The sequence below is a fragment of the Rhodoplanes sp. Z2-YC6860 genome (assembly GCF_001579845.1).
In the GTDB taxonomy this organism is placed as follows: Bacteria; Pseudomonadota; Alphaproteobacteria; order Rhizobiales; family Xanthobacteraceae; genus Z2-YC6860.
The window spans coordinates 6,257,432-6,272,825 of the sequence record NZ_CP007440.1; the positions used below are offsets into that span (position 1 = coordinate 6,257,432).

The window sequence follows — 15,394 nt, forward strand, 5'->3', positions numbered from 1 at the left end:
CGAAAGCCTGTTTTTCGGCGGCCACCATATCAACCGAGTTGGCGGAGTAAAAGCAGGGCAGTTATGCGGCCGCGGCGGCCGTCTGCGCGCGTTTGGCGATGAAGCCTGCGACCTCGCGCTCCGGCATCGGCTTGCTGAACATATAGCCCTGGCCGAGATCGCAGCCGTCGGCCTGCGCCGTCTCGAGCTGCTCCTTGGTCTCGATACCCTCGATGATCGTGGTGATGCCCAGGCTCCGGGCAAGCCCCACCACGGCGCGGACGATGGCGCGGCAGTCCTTCCGCACCAGCATGTCGCGGACGAAGGAGCGGTCGATCTTGATACGGTCGAACGGGAAGTTCCGCAGATAGGCCAGCGACGAATAGCCGGTGCCGAAATCGTCCATCGAGATCTGCACGCCGATCTCGCGGAGCTGGTGCAGGATCGCAAGCGTGTTGGCCTCGTCCTGGAGCAGCACCGACTCGGTGATCTCGAGGTCCAGCCGGTCTGCGGCAAGGCCCGAGGTCGCGAGCGCGTTCACCGTGATCTGGACGATGTTGCGGCCCTTGAACTGCGTCGCCGAAAGGTTGACGGCGACACAGATCGGCTTCGGCCACCTGACGGCCTGCAGGCAGGCGGTGCGCAGCACCCATTCGCCGAGCGGCAGGATCAGGCCGGTCTCCTCGGCGAGCGGGATGAAGTCGAGCGGCGAGATCTGGCCACGCTCCGGATGATTCCAGCGCAGCAGCGCCTCGAAGCAGGCGACCTTGCCGGTCTGCAGGTTGATGATCGGCTGGTAGTAGAGCTCGAACTCGCCGTTGGTGATGGCCTTGCGCAGATCGAGTTCGAGCGAGCGGCGTGCCTGGATCCGCTTGTCCATCTCGCGCTCGAAGAAGCGATGGGTGCCGCGGCCCTCTCCCTTGGCGAGGTAGAGCGCCATGTCGGCGTTCTTGAGCAGGATGTCGGGGTTGGTGCCGTCGCCGGGCGCGATCGCGATGCCGATGCTGGTGCCGATGACGATGTGCCGGCCGTCGATGTCGTAGGGCTCGCTGATGCGCTCGACGATCCGCGAGGCAAGCAGGCTGCACTGCTCGGGCTTCGTCACGTCGGTCTGCACCACGGCGAACTCGTCGCCGCCGATTCGGGCGATGAAGTCCGACTTCGGCACCACCTCGATCAGACGAGCCGCCACGAGCTTCAGAAGCTCGTCGCCGACCGGATGGCCGAGCGTGTCGTTGACGTCCTTGAAGTGGTCGAGGTCGAGGCAGTGCACCGCAAACCCGCGGCTGCCCTGGATGCGGCCGAACTCGGTCTCGAGCTGCTCGCGGAACAGCACGCGGTTCGGCAGATTGGTCAGCATGTCGTGACGTGCCAGATGGGCGATCTTGGCCTCGGCGCGACGACGCTCGGTGATGTCCTCGTGCACCGCGACCCAGCCGCCGTCCTGCATCGGCCGCTGCGACACCGCGACGATGCGGCCGTCCATCAGCTCCTGGGTGAAGGCAGAGGCCTCGCGCGTCGCAATCGCGCTCTCGGCCGCGACCTGCTCCGGATTGATAAGCGCGCCGTTGCCGATCGTCGCGCGATATGCGTCGATCGCCGAGAGCGCCGTGCCGGGCACCGACAGCTCCGGCGTCAGCGCATACATCTGCACGTAGGTCTTGTTGCAGACGATCAGGTTGTGCTCGGCATCGAACATGCAGAGCCCGTGCGTCATGTTGTTCAGCGCGATGTCGACCCGGCGGTTAAGCTGTTTGAGCTCGACCTCACGGGCGATGAGCTGGATTGCGTTATCCTTGAACACCTCGACGGCGCGCGCCATCTCGCCGACCTCGTCGCGGTCGTTGCGCGACGGCACCTCGCTCGCAGTGTCGTTGCTCGCAAGCTTGATCATGGCCTGCGTGATCCGGCCAAGCCGCGACAACGCGCGGTGCATGGTGGTGAGCCCGATCGGGCCGATCAGTATGATCGCGACGAGTGCGCTGATCAGCACCCACGCCATCAGTGCCTTCGCCGTCTTGGTGACGAAGTCGATGGCCTGCTGCGCCTCCTGCATGCGCAGGCCGCGGTGCTCCTTGATCATGCGCTCGACGCCGTCGGCGACGTAGGCGTATTCGTTGGACTGCTCGACCGCTTTATCCTGCGCGAATTCGTTGGCGTAGAAGAACACCTGATCGGCGGCCTGGAACAGCGCCGGCAGGCTGTCGCCGATGCGGTGCTCCAGCGAAACGGCATCGTCCTTCGTGATCTCGTTCTTGCGGTTCTTTTCGCCGATCTCCGTCATCAGCGCCAGGAGCTTGCCCCGGATCTCCTCGAGCTCCAGCCGGTCCGCATAGAGGCGGTCGCGATCCACCTCGGGCGGCATGCTTTCGACGATACGCCGGTGGTTGGCGAGCAGAAGCTCGAGCCGCGTCGAATTGATCACACCGAGGAAGCTGTCGCCATAGAGGCGGTGTGCGGCGCTTTCGGTGGCGCGGGAAAAATAGATCGATGCAATCGACAGCGAGCCGACCGCGAGCAGGGACAGAAAGGCGAAGAAATAGAGCTTCGCCGCTATGCTGCCACCCGGCCCGCGGAACCTGCGCTTACTCTCGGGTCGGTCGCCCGTCATCCAGACTCACATCGTTTTGTCGACGGCCTGACGTGCGGCATCGATCACAGCCTGCATCGCAGGCGTCGGGTTGCCCAACGTCACGAGACTGAGCGTCTGTTCAACGGGAACGTCGGTCATGAGCTCCGGCAGGCCGCGCTGCTTCGCGAGAGAAAGCTGCGCCACGCCGAGCACGTTGGCTTCCTGCTCGACGACCGAGATCAACTGCAGAGCCGTCCGGACGTACAGAACGTTCGGATTGCTCACCGCCTTGCCGTCGAGCAGTTCGGCCTCCGCGGCCGTGATCACACCGCCGCCGCCGCCCACCGCCGCGAGACGGATCATTCCGGGCTTGCCACCCAGCGCGCTCCAATCGGTGATCTCACCGGTGAGAACTTTCTTGATCTGCTCGCGCGTCGCCTTCCGCACGGCATTCGTCGGATGGACGACGAACGCAGCACGCGTGCTGGCGATTTCGAAGGCCTGCAGGCGCTGATAGTCGAGACCGGGCATCGCCTTCTTCAGTCTCGCGACCTCGCTTTCGAGCGGCGCCGAGATCATCGCCATATGGGCGCGGCCTTCCAGCAGCGCGATGATGCCGAGCATGGTCCGGTTCGGAATCACGGTGATGTCCTGGCCGGATTTCGCCTCGATCGTCGCCTCGAACGGCTCCATGACGCGGCGATTGAACGTGGTCGAACCCTGCAGGATGAGCGGCTCGGCGGCGATGGTCGACGACAGCGCGGCCACTGCATTCATGGCCACGACGGCAAACAGCAGTCGGCGCAGACGCGTCGCATAGGCTGTCGGCTTCAACTTCATCGCACGATCCCCAAATTTCCCTATTTCAAGTCAGCCGACGTTACCCTTGTTGTCATCCGGCAGGTGACCCTCTCCTACATTTATGAACGTAAGGGGGCCGCCGTTACTTCCGGCCTAAACATGTGAATTTCCCGGCGCCGTGTTCCAATCAGCGTAAAGACCTCGTTAACGGTTGTACGAAGCGCCGGCTTTCGACGAATGCGAGTGGCGGACGATCGATAAAATTCGAACAAAACCCGAGACTGAATCGTCATCCGGCCTGCCTAGGATGCCTGGATTGGCAGAGAACACAGGCGATCCGAGGCCGATGACCTTCGAACTGACACGCATGGGCTGGCCGAATTCGGCGGCGATTGTGGCGCTGGCTTTGCTGCCGGTGCTGGCCATGGCGAACGGCATCGGCAAGCCCGTGTCGGAAAAAGAACTCAGAGCCGCCCAGACTGCAGCATCATGCCCGATGACCGGCGAGGCGCTCGCGCTCCTCAACGCCGACGGGCCGGCGTTGCCGCCGGCCCGCTCGTAGCTTTTACGCTAAATCCCGTCCGTCTTACGCAGCAGCCCGGGCCGCGGCCTCGTCGACGACCTCGACACGGCCGTCGGTGTGCAGCCGCAGCCGGCAGCCGTCCGCGATCTTGTCGATGCCGTTGGTGCCGACGATCATCGTCACATCGTATTCGCGGGCCAGGATCGCCGGGTGGCTGAGCCAGCCGCCGACCTCGCTGACGAATCCACCGGCGCGCGAGAAGTAGGGCAGCCACGCCGGATTGACCATGGTGGCGACCACGATGTCGCCGTCCTGGAAGTCCTCGATCGGATTGCCGAGTTCGGCATCCTCTTCGGAAACGACCCGCGCCCGGCCTTCGATCACCTTGCTGCCCGCGACGTGCGTGCCGCGGATGCCATCACCTTGGCCGTAGGACTGGTGCTGATCGCCAGCCGACGCGGCCTCGAGGTCGTGCGCGGTGAGTGAGGTGCCGAGCGACGGCAGCTTCTTGATCGCCAGCGCCTCGGCCTCACGCGCTTGGGCAAGCTCACGAAGCTGCGCGGCGTTGATGCCGTTGAGGCTCAGCAGCTCGTCGAACCGCAGATGGAAGGCGCGACCGTCGAAACCAAAGCGGCGGTCGAGAACCAGCACGGCGCGACGCAGGATCGCGAGCTCGCCGAGCGAATGATGCTTGGCGTCCTCCTTGAGCGTCTGGAAGCGCCGCGCCACATCGACCAGCTTCGACTGCGCCTTGTTGAGCGCAGGCGCGTTGTCCTGATCGGCCTCACGGTCAACCGGAGCACGTCCCGCGATCATGCGGTTGAGCGTGTTGATGTCTTCGGCGTAGCGCGGCTCGGCCAGTTCGTAGTCGAGCACGGCACGATGGCCGAAGTTCTTGAGCAGCAGCCAGCGCCGGCTCTTGGCGGCGGCAGCGGTCGCTTCGGCGAGCGCATGATGCTCGTAGGTTTCCGGGATATGGCCCAGGATCGCCGACGGATCGACGCCGTCGGCCTCGAGCACCTTGCGGGCGCGGTCGAGATAGAACGCGGCCGAGATGTTGATCACGTCGACCGACACATGCGTGTCGTGGACGAAGCGATCGTGCAGCCGCCGGATCTCGGCGACGAGGTCCGCGGTCGCAAGCTTCTCGAAGTCGGCCACGCTGGCGAGCCGGCATTCATCGAGGAAGCGAGGCAGGAAATGCTCGCGGAAATCGCTCTCGATCCGATCGGCGGTGCGCAAGAGCTTGCGCGCCGCGAGGGGGCCGATGGCGAGGCCGCAGGCACGTTCCACGCGCTTGTCGACATAGAGCCGGCCGAGGATCGTGACCAGATAGGCCGATTGCTCGTCAGCTGCGTAGCGCAGACCGAGTTCGCGCGCCGCAAGCTCGACGCTGCCGCCTGGGGCCCACAGCGCCTCCATGAGCGAGAGCGACAGCGGCGTCGGCCGCGGCAGCATCTCGGAGAGCTCATTCTTGCCGAACACGATCTCCTCGGGCTTGGCGCCCTTGGCGCGCTCGATCACGCGGCCGATGTCGTTCTGCTTCACGACCATGGCCGCATCGCCGGCCACCGAGCGGGTGATGTCACGGCTTTGCACAATGAAGAAGCCGCCGTCTCGGAACGTCCATTCGATGTCCTGCGGCCGGCCGAACAGCTCTTCGGCCTTGTCGCCGAGCGCGAGCAGCGGCTGAAGGTCGATGAGAGCGAGGTCCGGGCTGAACTGCTGCTTCGTCACGCGGCCGAAGCGGAAGCTGCGCGGCCGCGTCGTGCCGGACACCAGGTCCTGCGCCGTGCCGCTCACCATCTCGATCATCGAGAGGCCGCTTGCCGAGGGATCGCGCGTGAACAGCACGCCCGAGTATTCGGCATCGACCATGCGCTGGACCAGAACATTGCCGGCGCCGGACGTGAGCTGATAGCTCGACGCCCGTTCGGTCGCAAACGACGACTCGACCTGGCCAATGGCGGCTTCAAGCCCGTCGCGTTCGATGTTGAGCAGCGAGTCGAACACGCCAGCGAAGCTGTTGTTGGCGCCGTCTTCGCCGGCCGCAGAACTGCGCACCGCAAGCTTCACCTTGCCGAGACGCTGCCAGATCCAGTCGAGATCACTCTGTCGCGCAGCCGGCGAGGCCTTGGCGAAGTGCGTCAGGAACGCAGGCGTCAGCACCAGGCCTTCCGGCACCGGCAAGCCGGCGGCACGCATGCGGCCGAGCCGGTACGACTTGTTGCCGCAGCCGTCCAGGTGCGCGACATCGTCGAGCACGACGACGCCGGTCGGAGTGCCGGCGCGGCGCCAGCGCTCGATGAGGGCCGTGAAGAAGCCTGTGACCCACAGCCGCTGCACGATCAACAGCACGGCGCTGGTGGTGAGGTAGACATCCGCCGCGGCGCTCAGGAACGCACCGGTCGCCGTCAGCGCCGGCAGCGCAATCGCCCAGATCGCGATTCGCTTTTTCCACGAGGTGGCAAAGGCGAGATCGATATAGCCGGTGATCAGCACGCCGAAAGCAAGCGGCAGGATCAGATACGGATCGTGGCCCGCGACGTCCGGGATCCAGCCGAGCGGACCGCCCTGCGCCGAGATCAACTGCACTGCCACCAGGGCCAGCGCCATGATGGGCAGGAACAGCAGCGCAACGAGGTTCCGGATCGGCGTGATATTGTGGCGCTTGTAGAAGGCGCGGGTGGCGCGGGCGCGCGCTGCCGGGTCATCCTTGAAGCGCAGCTTGATGTCGTCCATCTCGCTGGCCGCATCACGCGCACGGATCTGGTCGCGCTCGGCCTTGACGGCAAAGGGCAGCACCAGGAGCCGTGACACACACGCCAGCAGGATGATCGTCAGGATGAGCCCGATGTGGTCGGCGACGTGTGACAGCACACTCGCCAGCACCTCGGCGCCCTTCTGGAACCAGCTCTTGTGGGCCTCGGCGAGCCATTCCTTGATGTAAGGCCGCGGCTCGCTCGGGACGGTGTATTCCCAGGGCAACGTGTAGCGGCCGCGATAGTCAAAACCGGCGCGGTCGAGCTCGAGCCCGAGCACCTCGCCGAAGAAGCAGCTCCGGCGGTCGTAACACGGGACGATGATCGGCTTGTGCGGCAGTTGCGCGATCTTGGTCTTCAGCTCCTCGGTCGGCGTCGGCCGGATCGGCAGGTTGATTGCGCCCGGGAGACGGTCATTGGCGAACTCACCCGGATAACGGACGTCGACGAAGACCGCGTCTTCGTTCTGGATCAGTTCGCGGACCTGCGGCGTATCGAGCAGAACGCTCTGATTGCGGTGCTTCGGCACGGCGCGCAGATCGTCAAGCGTGCGCGCATGCAGGCCGGTCAGAGGACGCTTCTCGACCAGCCACTTCTCCAGGCCGCCGATCAGGTAGCGGCAGTCGATGCCCATGGCGGCGAGCGCCTGGCAAGTCTCGTAGCCGCGATTGCCGTTGTGGCAATAGAGCAAGGCAGTCTTGCCCTTGAAATCGATGTTGGACGATTTCACGTCGGGGAAGCGGACGATCTTGGCACCCGGCATGGTGCCCATCTCGGTTTCCGCGCTCTCGCGGATGTCGAGCAGGAAGGTGTTCGGCAATTCGCCACGCGCCTTGGCCTCCAGCACCTTCTCCATGTCTTCGGTGCTGATGCCGCGTGGATTCCTGAGCTGCTCGTCGTAGCTGACTTCTTTCAAGCTTGCATCGAGGCTCTTGCCGCCTGCGCCCTTGGGCATCGCCTTCGTCAGCGTCGCCTCAAGCCGTGCCTGCCGCGCGTTGGAGTCGGTCACGTACTGATAGATGTTGACGCCGATCGAGACGACGAGGACCGCGAACAGCCCGCCCGCGGTGTAAAGAAGGCCGCGGGACATCTCCGCAGAGCCCCCTCGCCGCCGCACTCGCATCGTCGCGTAAGCCGCGCCACCGCCCAGGATGGCCGAGGCCAACGCGAACAGTTGAGACAGGCTGACAAAGGATCCGACCACCAGTTCCGGCGATGGAATCGCGAAGGCCTGGTTGGTTCCGGCAAGCCAGAGCGCGAACGCTCCGACCGCGGCAAGCATTGAGAGAGCATTGCCGGCAGTGCGCCGGCCCCCATTCACAGTACGCATCAGTACTAACCCTCGGCTGAGTGGCCCAAAACCAAGTCGAGGAACGGGAGGTGTCTGCTTCTGGCGGCGATCCGCTGCAGCCCGATTGGGCAACTGCAGCCGATTTCGCATCTTATCGCCGCGTAAACCAAGTCCTTATGGTTCCTCAAAAGTTAATTTAACAAAATTATAGTAATTCTTAAACCGTATTAACCCGTATAGGTTAATGAGTGCTTACGATTTATAGTTAACGGCCGTCTGCCCTCAGTAGAAAAACATAAACTCGCTGTGAAATTACTTCGAGGCACCAGTCGATTAGAGGTTACGCGATACCGCTGTCGCAAGCCGGTCGGTGGAGCGCCGCCTAGCCGGATACCCTCGACGAAAGGCTTCGCATGGCTCAGGATAGGTAAGAATTAACCTTCGAGCTGTTACCCGCTGCGGACGGATACTGTGTTCAAGGTCAGTTGCGTATGGACTGCTGGGTCATTATTCCCGCCAAATCCTTTCACTCCGACAAGATCCGATTGTCGAACCTGCTCGGCGTCGATGCCCGTGCAGCCTTGAGCCGCCGCCTGTTCGGCCGGGTCCTCGATGCCGCGCTCAGCACCTTTCCGGCGGATCGCATCCTGGTCGTGACCAAGGATCAGCTCCTGCTGGCGCTGATGCGCGGCCAGGGCCTGAACACCCTGGAGGATTCCGACGGCGGCGTGAACCCGGCGTTGTCGCTTGGCTGCCGGCATGCCGCCGGGCGTGGCGCGCGGTCGATCGTGATTCTGTCGGCCGACCTGCCCCATGTCACGACCGCGGATGTGGCGGCGCTGCGCGCCACGATCAACGAGGGGCCGGGTTGCGTGCTCGCGCCGGATGAGCAGGAGCAGAGCATCAACGCGCTGGCGCTGGCGCCACCCGATCCGGACTTTTTCCAGTTCGGGCCGGACTGCTTTCAGGCGCATATCGCGGCCGCCAAGGCGCGAAAGCTTTCGGTTCGTGTGCTGCGGAGGCCGGGCCTTGCGGTCGATCTCGACACGCCGGAGAGCTATCGTCGCTTCGCCAAGGAGCAGCGCATCCCGATGGACGCCGGGGCGTAAGCGTTCTTCAGGATACCAGCGACGCGTAGTTGGCCAATTTTCGGGTGGGACCCCTCGCCGCTCCGGCCTCGGGCATCTGCAGATAACTGAGCACGAACTCGACCACGGTGCGCCTGCGCGTCTCGAGGACGGCGCCCGACGTCATCTCGCGACCGAAGATCGCGCCCAAGCTGTGCTGGTTCGAGAAGTACATGATGCACAGCGCGCACATCGAAATGTAGAAGTCGACCGGATCGACGTCCTTACGGAATTGCCCGCTGTTCTGGCCGCGCTTGAGGATGCGGCCGATGATTTCCGTCAGCGGCGTCTTGAACATGTCGAGCTTCTTCGACTTCCGCAGGTAGCGCGCCTTGTGGAAGTTTTCCATCGACAGGAACGACACGAAGTGCGGATTGTCGAGGTAGTAGTCGATCTTGAGATTGATCATCGTCTCGATCGCGGCTGCGGGCTCCAGATGCTCGACCTCGATCTCCCTTTCGAGCGCGACGAGCCTCTCGAACACTGACTCCAGTGCCGCGAGATAGAGCCCCTCCTTGCTGCCGAAGTAGTAGTAGATCATCCGCTTGTTGACGCCGCAGCGTGCCGCGATGTCGTCGGTGTTGCCTGCGGCAAGGCCAAGTTCGCCGAATTCGACCAGCGCTGCGTCCAGAATTTTTTTCCGGGTCGCATCGGCATTGCGCGTTTGCCGGACTCTCTTTTGCGAAACAGTCGTGCGTCTTCCGGATTTCATGGCGCAACCATGCCTTCTGCGACGCTCTCGCGCAACGATCATCCCGTTGACAGCGGTTCATGACGCCAGTTAACTATCGAGTTAATTAGTACCGGCATGGCAGCCGGCCGACAAGGAAGAACCGCCGTGGGAGGACGTCATGGGTAGCCTGATCCGAATTGCATTCGGCCTCGTGCTTGCGCTCTGCGCAGCACAAGCCTCCGCGCAGAACTATCCGAGCGGACCCGTGAAGCTCATCGTTCCGGTGCCGGCCGGCGGCGTCACCGACGTGATGGCGCGCATCGTCGGCCAGCGTCTGCAGGAAATGTGGAATCAGTCGGTCGTGGTCGAAAACCGGCCGGGCGGCAACTACGGGGTCGGCGCCCAAGCGGTCGAACGCTCGCCGGCCGACGGGCTGACACTGCTCGTTGCACCCGACTCCACCTTCACGGCGAACCCGGCGCTGTTCTCCAAACTGATCTACAGCCCGGACAACATCACACCGATCGCACTGTTGTGCCGCGGCACTCCAATGCTGATGGTCAATCCGTCGCTGCCTGTGAAAACGGTGAGCGAGCTTGTCGCCTACAGCAAGGCCAATCCGGGCAAGCTCAGCTATGCCTCGTTCGGCATCGGCACCTATGCCCAGCTCAGCATGGAAGATCTCAAGCAGCGCACAGGGTTGGATGCGCAGCATGTGCCTTACAAAGGCGCCGCGCCCGCGCTCAACGGCCTTCTTGCCAATGAGGTGCAGCTGATGTTGCTCAACTTGTCGAGCGTCGAGGAGCAGGCCAAGGCCGGCAAGGTTCGGCTGATAGCAGCGGCCACCGAGAAGCGCGTCCCGACGCTGCCGGATATGCCGACGATCGGTGAAACGGTGCCGGGCTTCGAGACCTCGATCTGGTTCGGAATGTGGGGACCGCCGAACATGCCGCCCGAGTTGCTCAAGAAGATCGCCGCCGACGTTTCCAAGGCGCTCGACCTCCCCGAAACCAAGGACTTCTTCAAGACCAACACGTTTCAACGCGTCGACCTCAGCCCGCAGGACTTCGGCAAGCTGATCCAGAGCGACCTGAAGCACTGGGGCGGCCTGATCAAATCGGTCGGCGTGAAGATCGAATAACGAGGACGAAATGAAAGTTCTGATTACCGGCGGCATGGGCGTCATCGGCGCCGAGACCACGCGCAAATTCGTCAAGGAAGGCCACAAGCCTGTCGTGTTCGCGCGCCACCGCGACGACAGCCTGATCGGCGACATCCTCGACAAGATCGACTTCGAGCAGGGCGACGTGCTCGACATGCCGCGCATCCTGCAGGCGATCAAGAAGCACCAGGTGACGCACGTGGTGCACGCGGCGGCCTTCGTCGGCGCGGTGTCGGCGGGGAATCCGGCGCTCAGCATCCAGGTCAACGTGATGGGCCTGGTCAACATACTGGAGGCCGCGCGTGCGCTCAGCGTCAAGCGCGTGGTGTTCACGTCGGCGAAAGGCGTCTACGGCCCGGTGACCGGCGAATACGGCTCGCCGACCTGGAAGCCGATGTCGGAAGACCTGCCGGCGAAGCCGAAGCGCATTTACGACTCGGCCAAGTTCATGGGCGAGAACGTCTGCACCTATTACAACGACAACATGGGCATCGAGACGGTGTCGCTGCGCTTTGCCTCGACCTACGGCCCGGGCAAGACCGCACGTCACGGTCCGATGGCGGTGATGAGCCGCATCGTCGAGAACCCGGCGCACGGCCTGCCCTTCAAGATCGAGCAGGGCGGCGATGACAAGGACGACTTCATCTACAACAAGGACTCCGCGCTCGGGATTTATCTCGCGACCACAGCTGACAAGGTGAAGAGCCGCGTCTACAACATCGGCACCGGGGTCGGCGTGACGCTCCGCGACTTCGAGCGCGTCATCAAGAAGCACATCCCGAACGCCCAGATGGAAATCGGCGGCGGCTTGAACTTCTACGGCTTCGCCTATCCGGCGACCGGGGTCTACGACATTTCCCGTGCTCGCGATGAACTTGGCTACAAACCGGAATTCGATCTCGAAAAGGGCATCGCGGACTATCTTGCGGCGCTGAAGCAGCTCGGCGTCTGAGTTATGCTGCAACAAAAACATCTCTAACCCGGCCCTCATGCTGAGGAGCGGCCGCAGGCCGCGTCTCGAAGCATGCGGGCCGCCCCATCCTTCGAGACGGCGCTCCGCGCCTCCTCAGGATGAGGCGGAGGAACACCCAGGAGGCAATGCAATCATGCGCAAGCTCACCGAATATCCGATCCTGTCGCTGAAGGAGCGCGACCGGCGCTGGGCGCTCACCCGCAAGGAGATGGCGGCGCGTGGCCTCGACGCGCTGGTGCTGTTCGGCTGGCCGTCGATGTGGGACTTCAACATTGCCAACGCGCGCTATCTCTGCCCGATCGGCGGCAACGCCGAGAACAACGTGCTGGTGTTCCCGCTCGAGGGCGAGCCGACGAGCTTCATCTATTCGCCGGTGTTCACCGACTACTGGAAGGGCGCACAGAACTGGGTCGCCGACGTGCGGCCCCGCAAGGGCACCTTCGGCGACAGCGTGGTCGGCCGGCTGAACGAGCTGAAGCTCACCAAGGGCAAGGTCGGCATCGACGGCCTCGCCGGTCCGCTCGATCCGGACGGCTGGACGCCGCACTCGAGCTTCACCCGTATCAAGGACAGCCTGCCCGGCGTCGAGCTGGTCAACCTTCAGGACATGATGGAGAAGCTTCGCGTCATCAAGAGCGACGAGGAGATCGCGGCGCTCGACAAGGCGGCCAAGCTGGGAGACCTGATGCTCTCGACCTGCCGCGACGTGGCGCGGCCGGGCGTCAAGGAGTGCGAAGTCTACGCCGCCATGATGCACACCATGCTGGCGAACGGCGGCGAGGAGCCGACGCTGTTTCTGTTCGCGGCCGACAAGCACCCCTATCCGCATCCGTTCCGCGTGCCGACCACCCGCCCGCTGGAAAAGGGCGATATGATCATCTGCGAGATGCATCCGAAGTTCGGCGGCTACTACACCCACGTCGAGCGCACGTTCTGCCTCGGCGAGCCCGAGCCGCGCTATCTCGACATCTACGAGGCGTGCCTTGCCGCCTATCGCGAAGGCCTCGCCCTGTTCAAGCCGGGCACGAAAATCTCGTCGGCGATGAACGCGGTGCGCGACGTCATCACCGGCTCGGGCTTCGGCATCTGCGAGGCCGGCATTCACGGCCATGGCCTCGCCTCGCTGGAATATCCGCGCTACCGCCACCACGCGCTCGGCGCCGACGAAGGCGCGCTGAAGGCGATCGGCGACGAATTCCGCCCCGGCATGGTGTTCGCCATGAACATCGACCTGTTCGATCCGAAGTGGCACAACGGGGAGACCGGCTGTGTCTTCGCCGAGACCATCACGATCACACAGGATGGCGCGCGCCGCATGCACTCCTTCTCGACGGACTTTCAGAAGCTTCCGGTGTAGGCTGTCGCAAACAGCTTAAACCGGGAGCCGCTGATGAATCTGCCGAAGGGCGCGCCGAAGCTTGAAGAGATTCTGGTCGACACCGGGAAGGTGCCCTGGCGCGAGAAGTCGCTGAAGGGCATCTCCGAGAAGATGCTGTGGCGCAACGAGGAGACCGGCGCCTCCATCGCGATGATCAGGTTCGCCAAGGGCTCAGGCATCCCGCAGCCGCACTATCACGCGTCGAACCAGTTCATGATCTGCCTGAGCGGCAAATACGAATACACCTCGACCGGCGTGGTGCTGACGGCGGGCTCGTTCTACTGCAACCCGAAGGGCAACGTGCACGGCCCGGCCATCGCCCACGAGGACACCGTGGTGATCGAGGTCTATGACGGCCCGCACTATCCCGAGAAGCCGTCGTGGTATAGCGACGAGCAGGACGCGCGCTGAGGCTTAAAGCTTCCGCGCACGTTTCAAGGGTGCCGTCATGAATCCGCCGACACTACCCACAGGCTTGTCTCTCGGCCCGATGCGTCGGGAAGAAGCCGACATCCTCGAAGGCTGGGCTGCCGGCGAAGGTTGGAATCCCGGCAACGCCGACATCGGCATCGCGTGGGCGACCGACCCTGATGCTTTCATCGCCCTGCGCCAGGGTTCGGAGCTGGCCGGCGGCGGCACCATCTTCTCCTACGATGGACGCTTCGGCTTCATGGGCTTGTTCATCGTCCGGCGCGAACTGCGCGGCGCGGGCCTCGGCAGCAAGCTTTGGCATCACCGGCTGACGCGTCTGAAGGAGCGCCTGTTGCCCGGCGCGCCGATCGGAATGGACGGCGTCTTCGCCATGGTGCCGTTCTATGAGCGCGGCGGCTTTGCGCTGGCCTATCGCGATCTCCGCTTCGAGGGCATCGCCCGTGGTGCGGCAGATCCGCAGGCCCGATCTCTCGACCCCTCGATGTTTTCTCAGGTCGAAGCCATCGACCGAAACTATGTGCCTGCGCCACGCGCGGCGTTTCTTCGCCAGTGGATGTTTCAGCCCGGCGCCCACGCAATCGGGCTGATCGAGAACGATCGTCTGATCGGCTACGGCGTCGCCCGGCCGGCCCGCGTGGGCTACAAGCTCGGGCCGGTGTTTGCCGAACGTCCCGACGTCGCGGAGCGCGTGATCGGCAGCCTGATGGCCAGAATGGCGGGCGAGCAGGTGCAACTCGACGTGCCGGAGCCCAATCAAACCGGCATGCGGCTCGCCCAGCAGTTCGGCCTCAAGGAGGTGTTCGGCTGCGCCCGCATGTATTGCGGCGCCGACCCCAAGCTGCCGGTGCAAGGCATCTATGGGGTGACGTCGTTCGAATTCGGCTGACGACGATCAGGCGTCGTCCAGGCCGATATCGACAGCCGGAGCCGCCTGGATGGTCTTGCTGGTGGACACGTAGTCCACTCCGGTCTCCGCAATCGCGCGCACGGTGTTGAAGCGCACGCCGCCGGACCCCTCCAACGGAATCCTTCCGCCGACGAACTTGACGGCCTCGCGCATCTGATCGAGCGACATGTTGTCGAGCAGGATGATGTCGGCCTTGGCCTCGACCGCCTCGCGGACCTGGTCCAGCCGGTCGCACTCGACCTCAATCTTGACCAAGCCCGGGATGCGCGAGCGTGCGCGCTGCACCGCCTTGGTGATGCTGCCCGCCACCGCAATGTGGTTGTCCTTGATGATCACGCCGCCATCGAGACCGAGGCGATGGTTCGCGCCGCCGCCGCAAACCACCGCATGCTTTTCCAGCGCGCGGAGGCCCGGCGTCGTCTTGCGGGTGTCGATGAGCTTTGCGTTGGTGCCCTTGATCTCCGCCACCCAGCGTGCGGTCTCGGTGGCAATGCCGGAGAGGTGCTGGGTGATGTTGAGCGCGGTGCGCTCGACGGTCAGAAGGCTACGCGCCGGGCCCGAAACAGCCAGCAGCAGCGTTTTCTTCTCGCAGCGCGTGCCGTCCTGGGTCTTCACCTCCACGCTGATATTTGGGTCGTACCGCTTGAAGCACATCGCCGCGACGTCGACGCCGGCAAGCCAAAGCTCTTCGCGGGCGTTCATGTGGAATGTCGCCTTTGCGTCCGGCTCGATCATCGACATCGCGGTCATGTCGCCGTGTCCGATGTCCTCGGCAAGCCACAAGTCGATGAGACGACCTACCATGAAGAGATCC

General features: G+C 64.0%; 12 protein-coding genes. 7 read left to right on the plus strand and 5 right to left on the minus strand.

What is annotated here, in order from left to right; all coding sequences use genetic code 11:
- Nucleotides 1-61: 61 nt before the first annotated feature.
- Together RHPLAN_RS29280 and RHPLAN_RS29285 are read right to left on the minus strand one after the other, a co-directional pair.
- Nucleotides 62-2,590 (minus strand): EAL domain-containing protein, encoded by a 2,529-nt coding sequence (locus RHPLAN_RS29280; RefSeq protein WP_068025814.1) that lies wholly within the window; start codon nucleotides 2,588-2,590, stop codon nucleotides 62-64.
- A 6-nt stretch (nucleotides 2,591-2,596) separates the two neighbouring features.
- Nucleotides 2,597-3,391, minus strand: a complete 795-nt coding sequence (locus tag RHPLAN_RS29285; protein ID WP_068025816.1) for a substrate-binding domain-containing protein — start codon at nucleotides 3,389-3,391, stop codon at nucleotides 2,597-2,599.
- Nucleotides 3,392-3,668: 277 nt separating this feature from the next.
- On the opposite strand from RHPLAN_RS29285, the gene RHPLAN_RS29290 reads away from it, so the two are divergent.
- Nucleotides 3,669-3,914 (plus strand): hypothetical protein, encoded by a 246-nt coding sequence (locus RHPLAN_RS29290; RefSeq protein ID WP_157100575.1) that lies wholly within the window; start codon nucleotides 3,669-3,671, stop codon nucleotides 3,912-3,914.
- A gap of 24 nt (nucleotides 3,915-3,938) precedes the next feature.
- Here RHPLAN_RS29290 and RHPLAN_RS29295 read toward each other — a convergent pair whose 3' ends face one another.
- Complete coding sequence (locus RHPLAN_RS29295) at nucleotides 3,939-7,967, minus strand: PEP/pyruvate-binding domain-containing protein (protein ID WP_198164550.1); 4,029 nt, start codon at nucleotides 7,965-7,967, stop codon at nucleotides 3,939-3,941.
- A 452-nt stretch (nucleotides 7,968-8,419) separates the two neighbouring features.
- On the opposite strand from RHPLAN_RS29295, the gene cofC reads away from it, so the two are divergent.
- The gene (gene cofC, locus RHPLAN_RS29300; RefSeq protein ID WP_068025823.1) at nucleotides 8,420-9,037 is read left to right on the plus strand and encodes a 2-phospho-L-lactate guanylyltransferase; all 618 of its coding nucleotides are present in this window, start codon (nucleotides 8,420-8,422) and stop codon (nucleotides 9,035-9,037) included.
- Between the two features lie 7 nt (nucleotides 9,038-9,044).
- Here cofC and RHPLAN_RS29305 read toward each other — a convergent pair whose 3' ends face one another.
- Entirely contained in the window at nucleotides 9,045-9,767 is a 723-nt protein-coding gene (locus RHPLAN_RS29305; RefSeq protein ID WP_068025826.1) for a TetR family transcriptional regulator, read from the minus strand.
- Between the two features lie 139 nt (nucleotides 9,768-9,906).
- Between RHPLAN_RS29305 and RHPLAN_RS29310 the strand changes: the two genes are divergently transcribed.
- From RHPLAN_RS29310 to RHPLAN_RS29330, 5 genes are all read left to right on the plus strand, one after another.
- A complete protein-coding gene (locus tag RHPLAN_RS29310; protein WP_068025828.1) occupies nucleotides 9,907-10,869 on the plus strand; it encodes a Bug family tripartite tricarboxylate transporter substrate binding protein in 963 nt (320 codons plus the stop codon).
- 10 nt (nucleotides 10,870-10,879) lie between these two features.
- On the plus strand, nucleotides 10,880-11,842 hold the full coding sequence (locus RHPLAN_RS29315; RefSeq protein WP_068025830.1) for an NAD-dependent epimerase/dehydratase family protein: 963 nt from the start codon (nucleotides 10,880-10,882) through the stop codon (nucleotides 11,840-11,842).
- A gap of 154 nt (nucleotides 11,843-11,996) precedes the next feature.
- Entirely contained in the window at nucleotides 11,997-13,220 is a 1,224-nt protein-coding gene (locus RHPLAN_RS29320) for a M24 family metallopeptidase (protein WP_068025832.1), read from the plus strand.
- 33 nt (nucleotides 13,221-13,253) lie between these two features.
- Nucleotides 13,254-13,652: a cupin domain-containing protein gene (locus RHPLAN_RS29325; protein WP_068025835.1), complete on the plus strand. Its 399-nt coding sequence runs from the start codon at nucleotides 13,254-13,256 to the stop codon at nucleotides 13,650-13,652.
- 37 nt (nucleotides 13,653-13,689) lie between these two features.
- Nucleotides 13,690-14,559, plus strand: a complete 870-nt coding sequence (locus tag RHPLAN_RS29330) for a GNAT family N-acetyltransferase (RefSeq protein ID WP_068025838.1) — start codon at nucleotides 13,690-13,692, stop codon at nucleotides 14,557-14,559.
- Nucleotides 14,560-14,565: 6 nt separating this feature from the next.
- Here RHPLAN_RS29330 and nadC read toward each other — a convergent pair whose 3' ends face one another.
- Nucleotides 14,566-15,384, minus strand: coding sequence for a carboxylating nicotinate-nucleotide diphosphorylase (gene nadC, locus RHPLAN_RS29335; RefSeq protein WP_237179935.1), 819 nt, complete (start codon nucleotides 15,382-15,384; stop codon nucleotides 14,566-14,568).
- Nucleotides 15,385-15,394: the final 10 nt, after the last annotated feature.

Coding starts and splice junctions, on each gene's coding strand:
- RHPLAN_RS29280 (WP_068025814.1), bottom strand. CDS start 2,590: ATGACGGGCGACCGACCCGAGAGTAAGCGCAGGTTCCGCGGGCCGGGT.
- RHPLAN_RS29325 (WP_068025835.1), top strand. CDS start 13,254: ATGAATCTGCCGAAGGGCGCGCCGAAGCTTGAAGAGATTCTGGTCGAC.
- RHPLAN_RS29285 (WP_068025816.1), bottom strand. CDS start 3,391: ATGAAGTTGAAGCCGACAGCCTATGCGACGCGTCTGCGCCGACTGCTG.
- RHPLAN_RS29310 (WP_068025828.1), top strand. CDS start 9,907: ATGGGTAGCCTGATCCGAATTGCATTCGGCCTCGTGCTTGCGCTCTGC.
- nadC (WP_237179935.1), bottom strand. CDS start 15,384: ATGGTAGGTCGTCTCATCGACTTGTGGCTTGCCGAGGACATCGGACAC.
- RHPLAN_RS29295 (WP_198164550.1), bottom strand. CDS start 7,967: ATGCGTACTGTGAATGGGGGCCGGCGCACTGCCGGCAATGCTCTCTCA.
- RHPLAN_RS29315 (WP_068025830.1), top strand. CDS start 10,880: ATGAAAGTTCTGATTACCGGCGGCATGGGCGTCATCGGCGCCGAGACC.
- cofC (WP_068025823.1), top strand. CDS start 8,420: ATGGACTGCTGGGTCATTATTCCCGCCAAATCCTTTCACTCCGACAAG.
- RHPLAN_RS29305 (WP_068025826.1), bottom strand. CDS start 9,767: ATGAAATCCGGAAGACGCACGACTGTTTCGCAAAAGAGAGTCCGGCAA.
- RHPLAN_RS29330 (WP_068025838.1), top strand. CDS start 13,690: ATGAATCCGCCGACACTACCCACAGGCTTGTCTCTCGGCCCGATGCGT.
- RHPLAN_RS29320 (WP_068025832.1), top strand. CDS start 11,997: ATGCGCAAGCTCACCGAATATCCGATCCTGTCGCTGAAGGAGCGCGAC.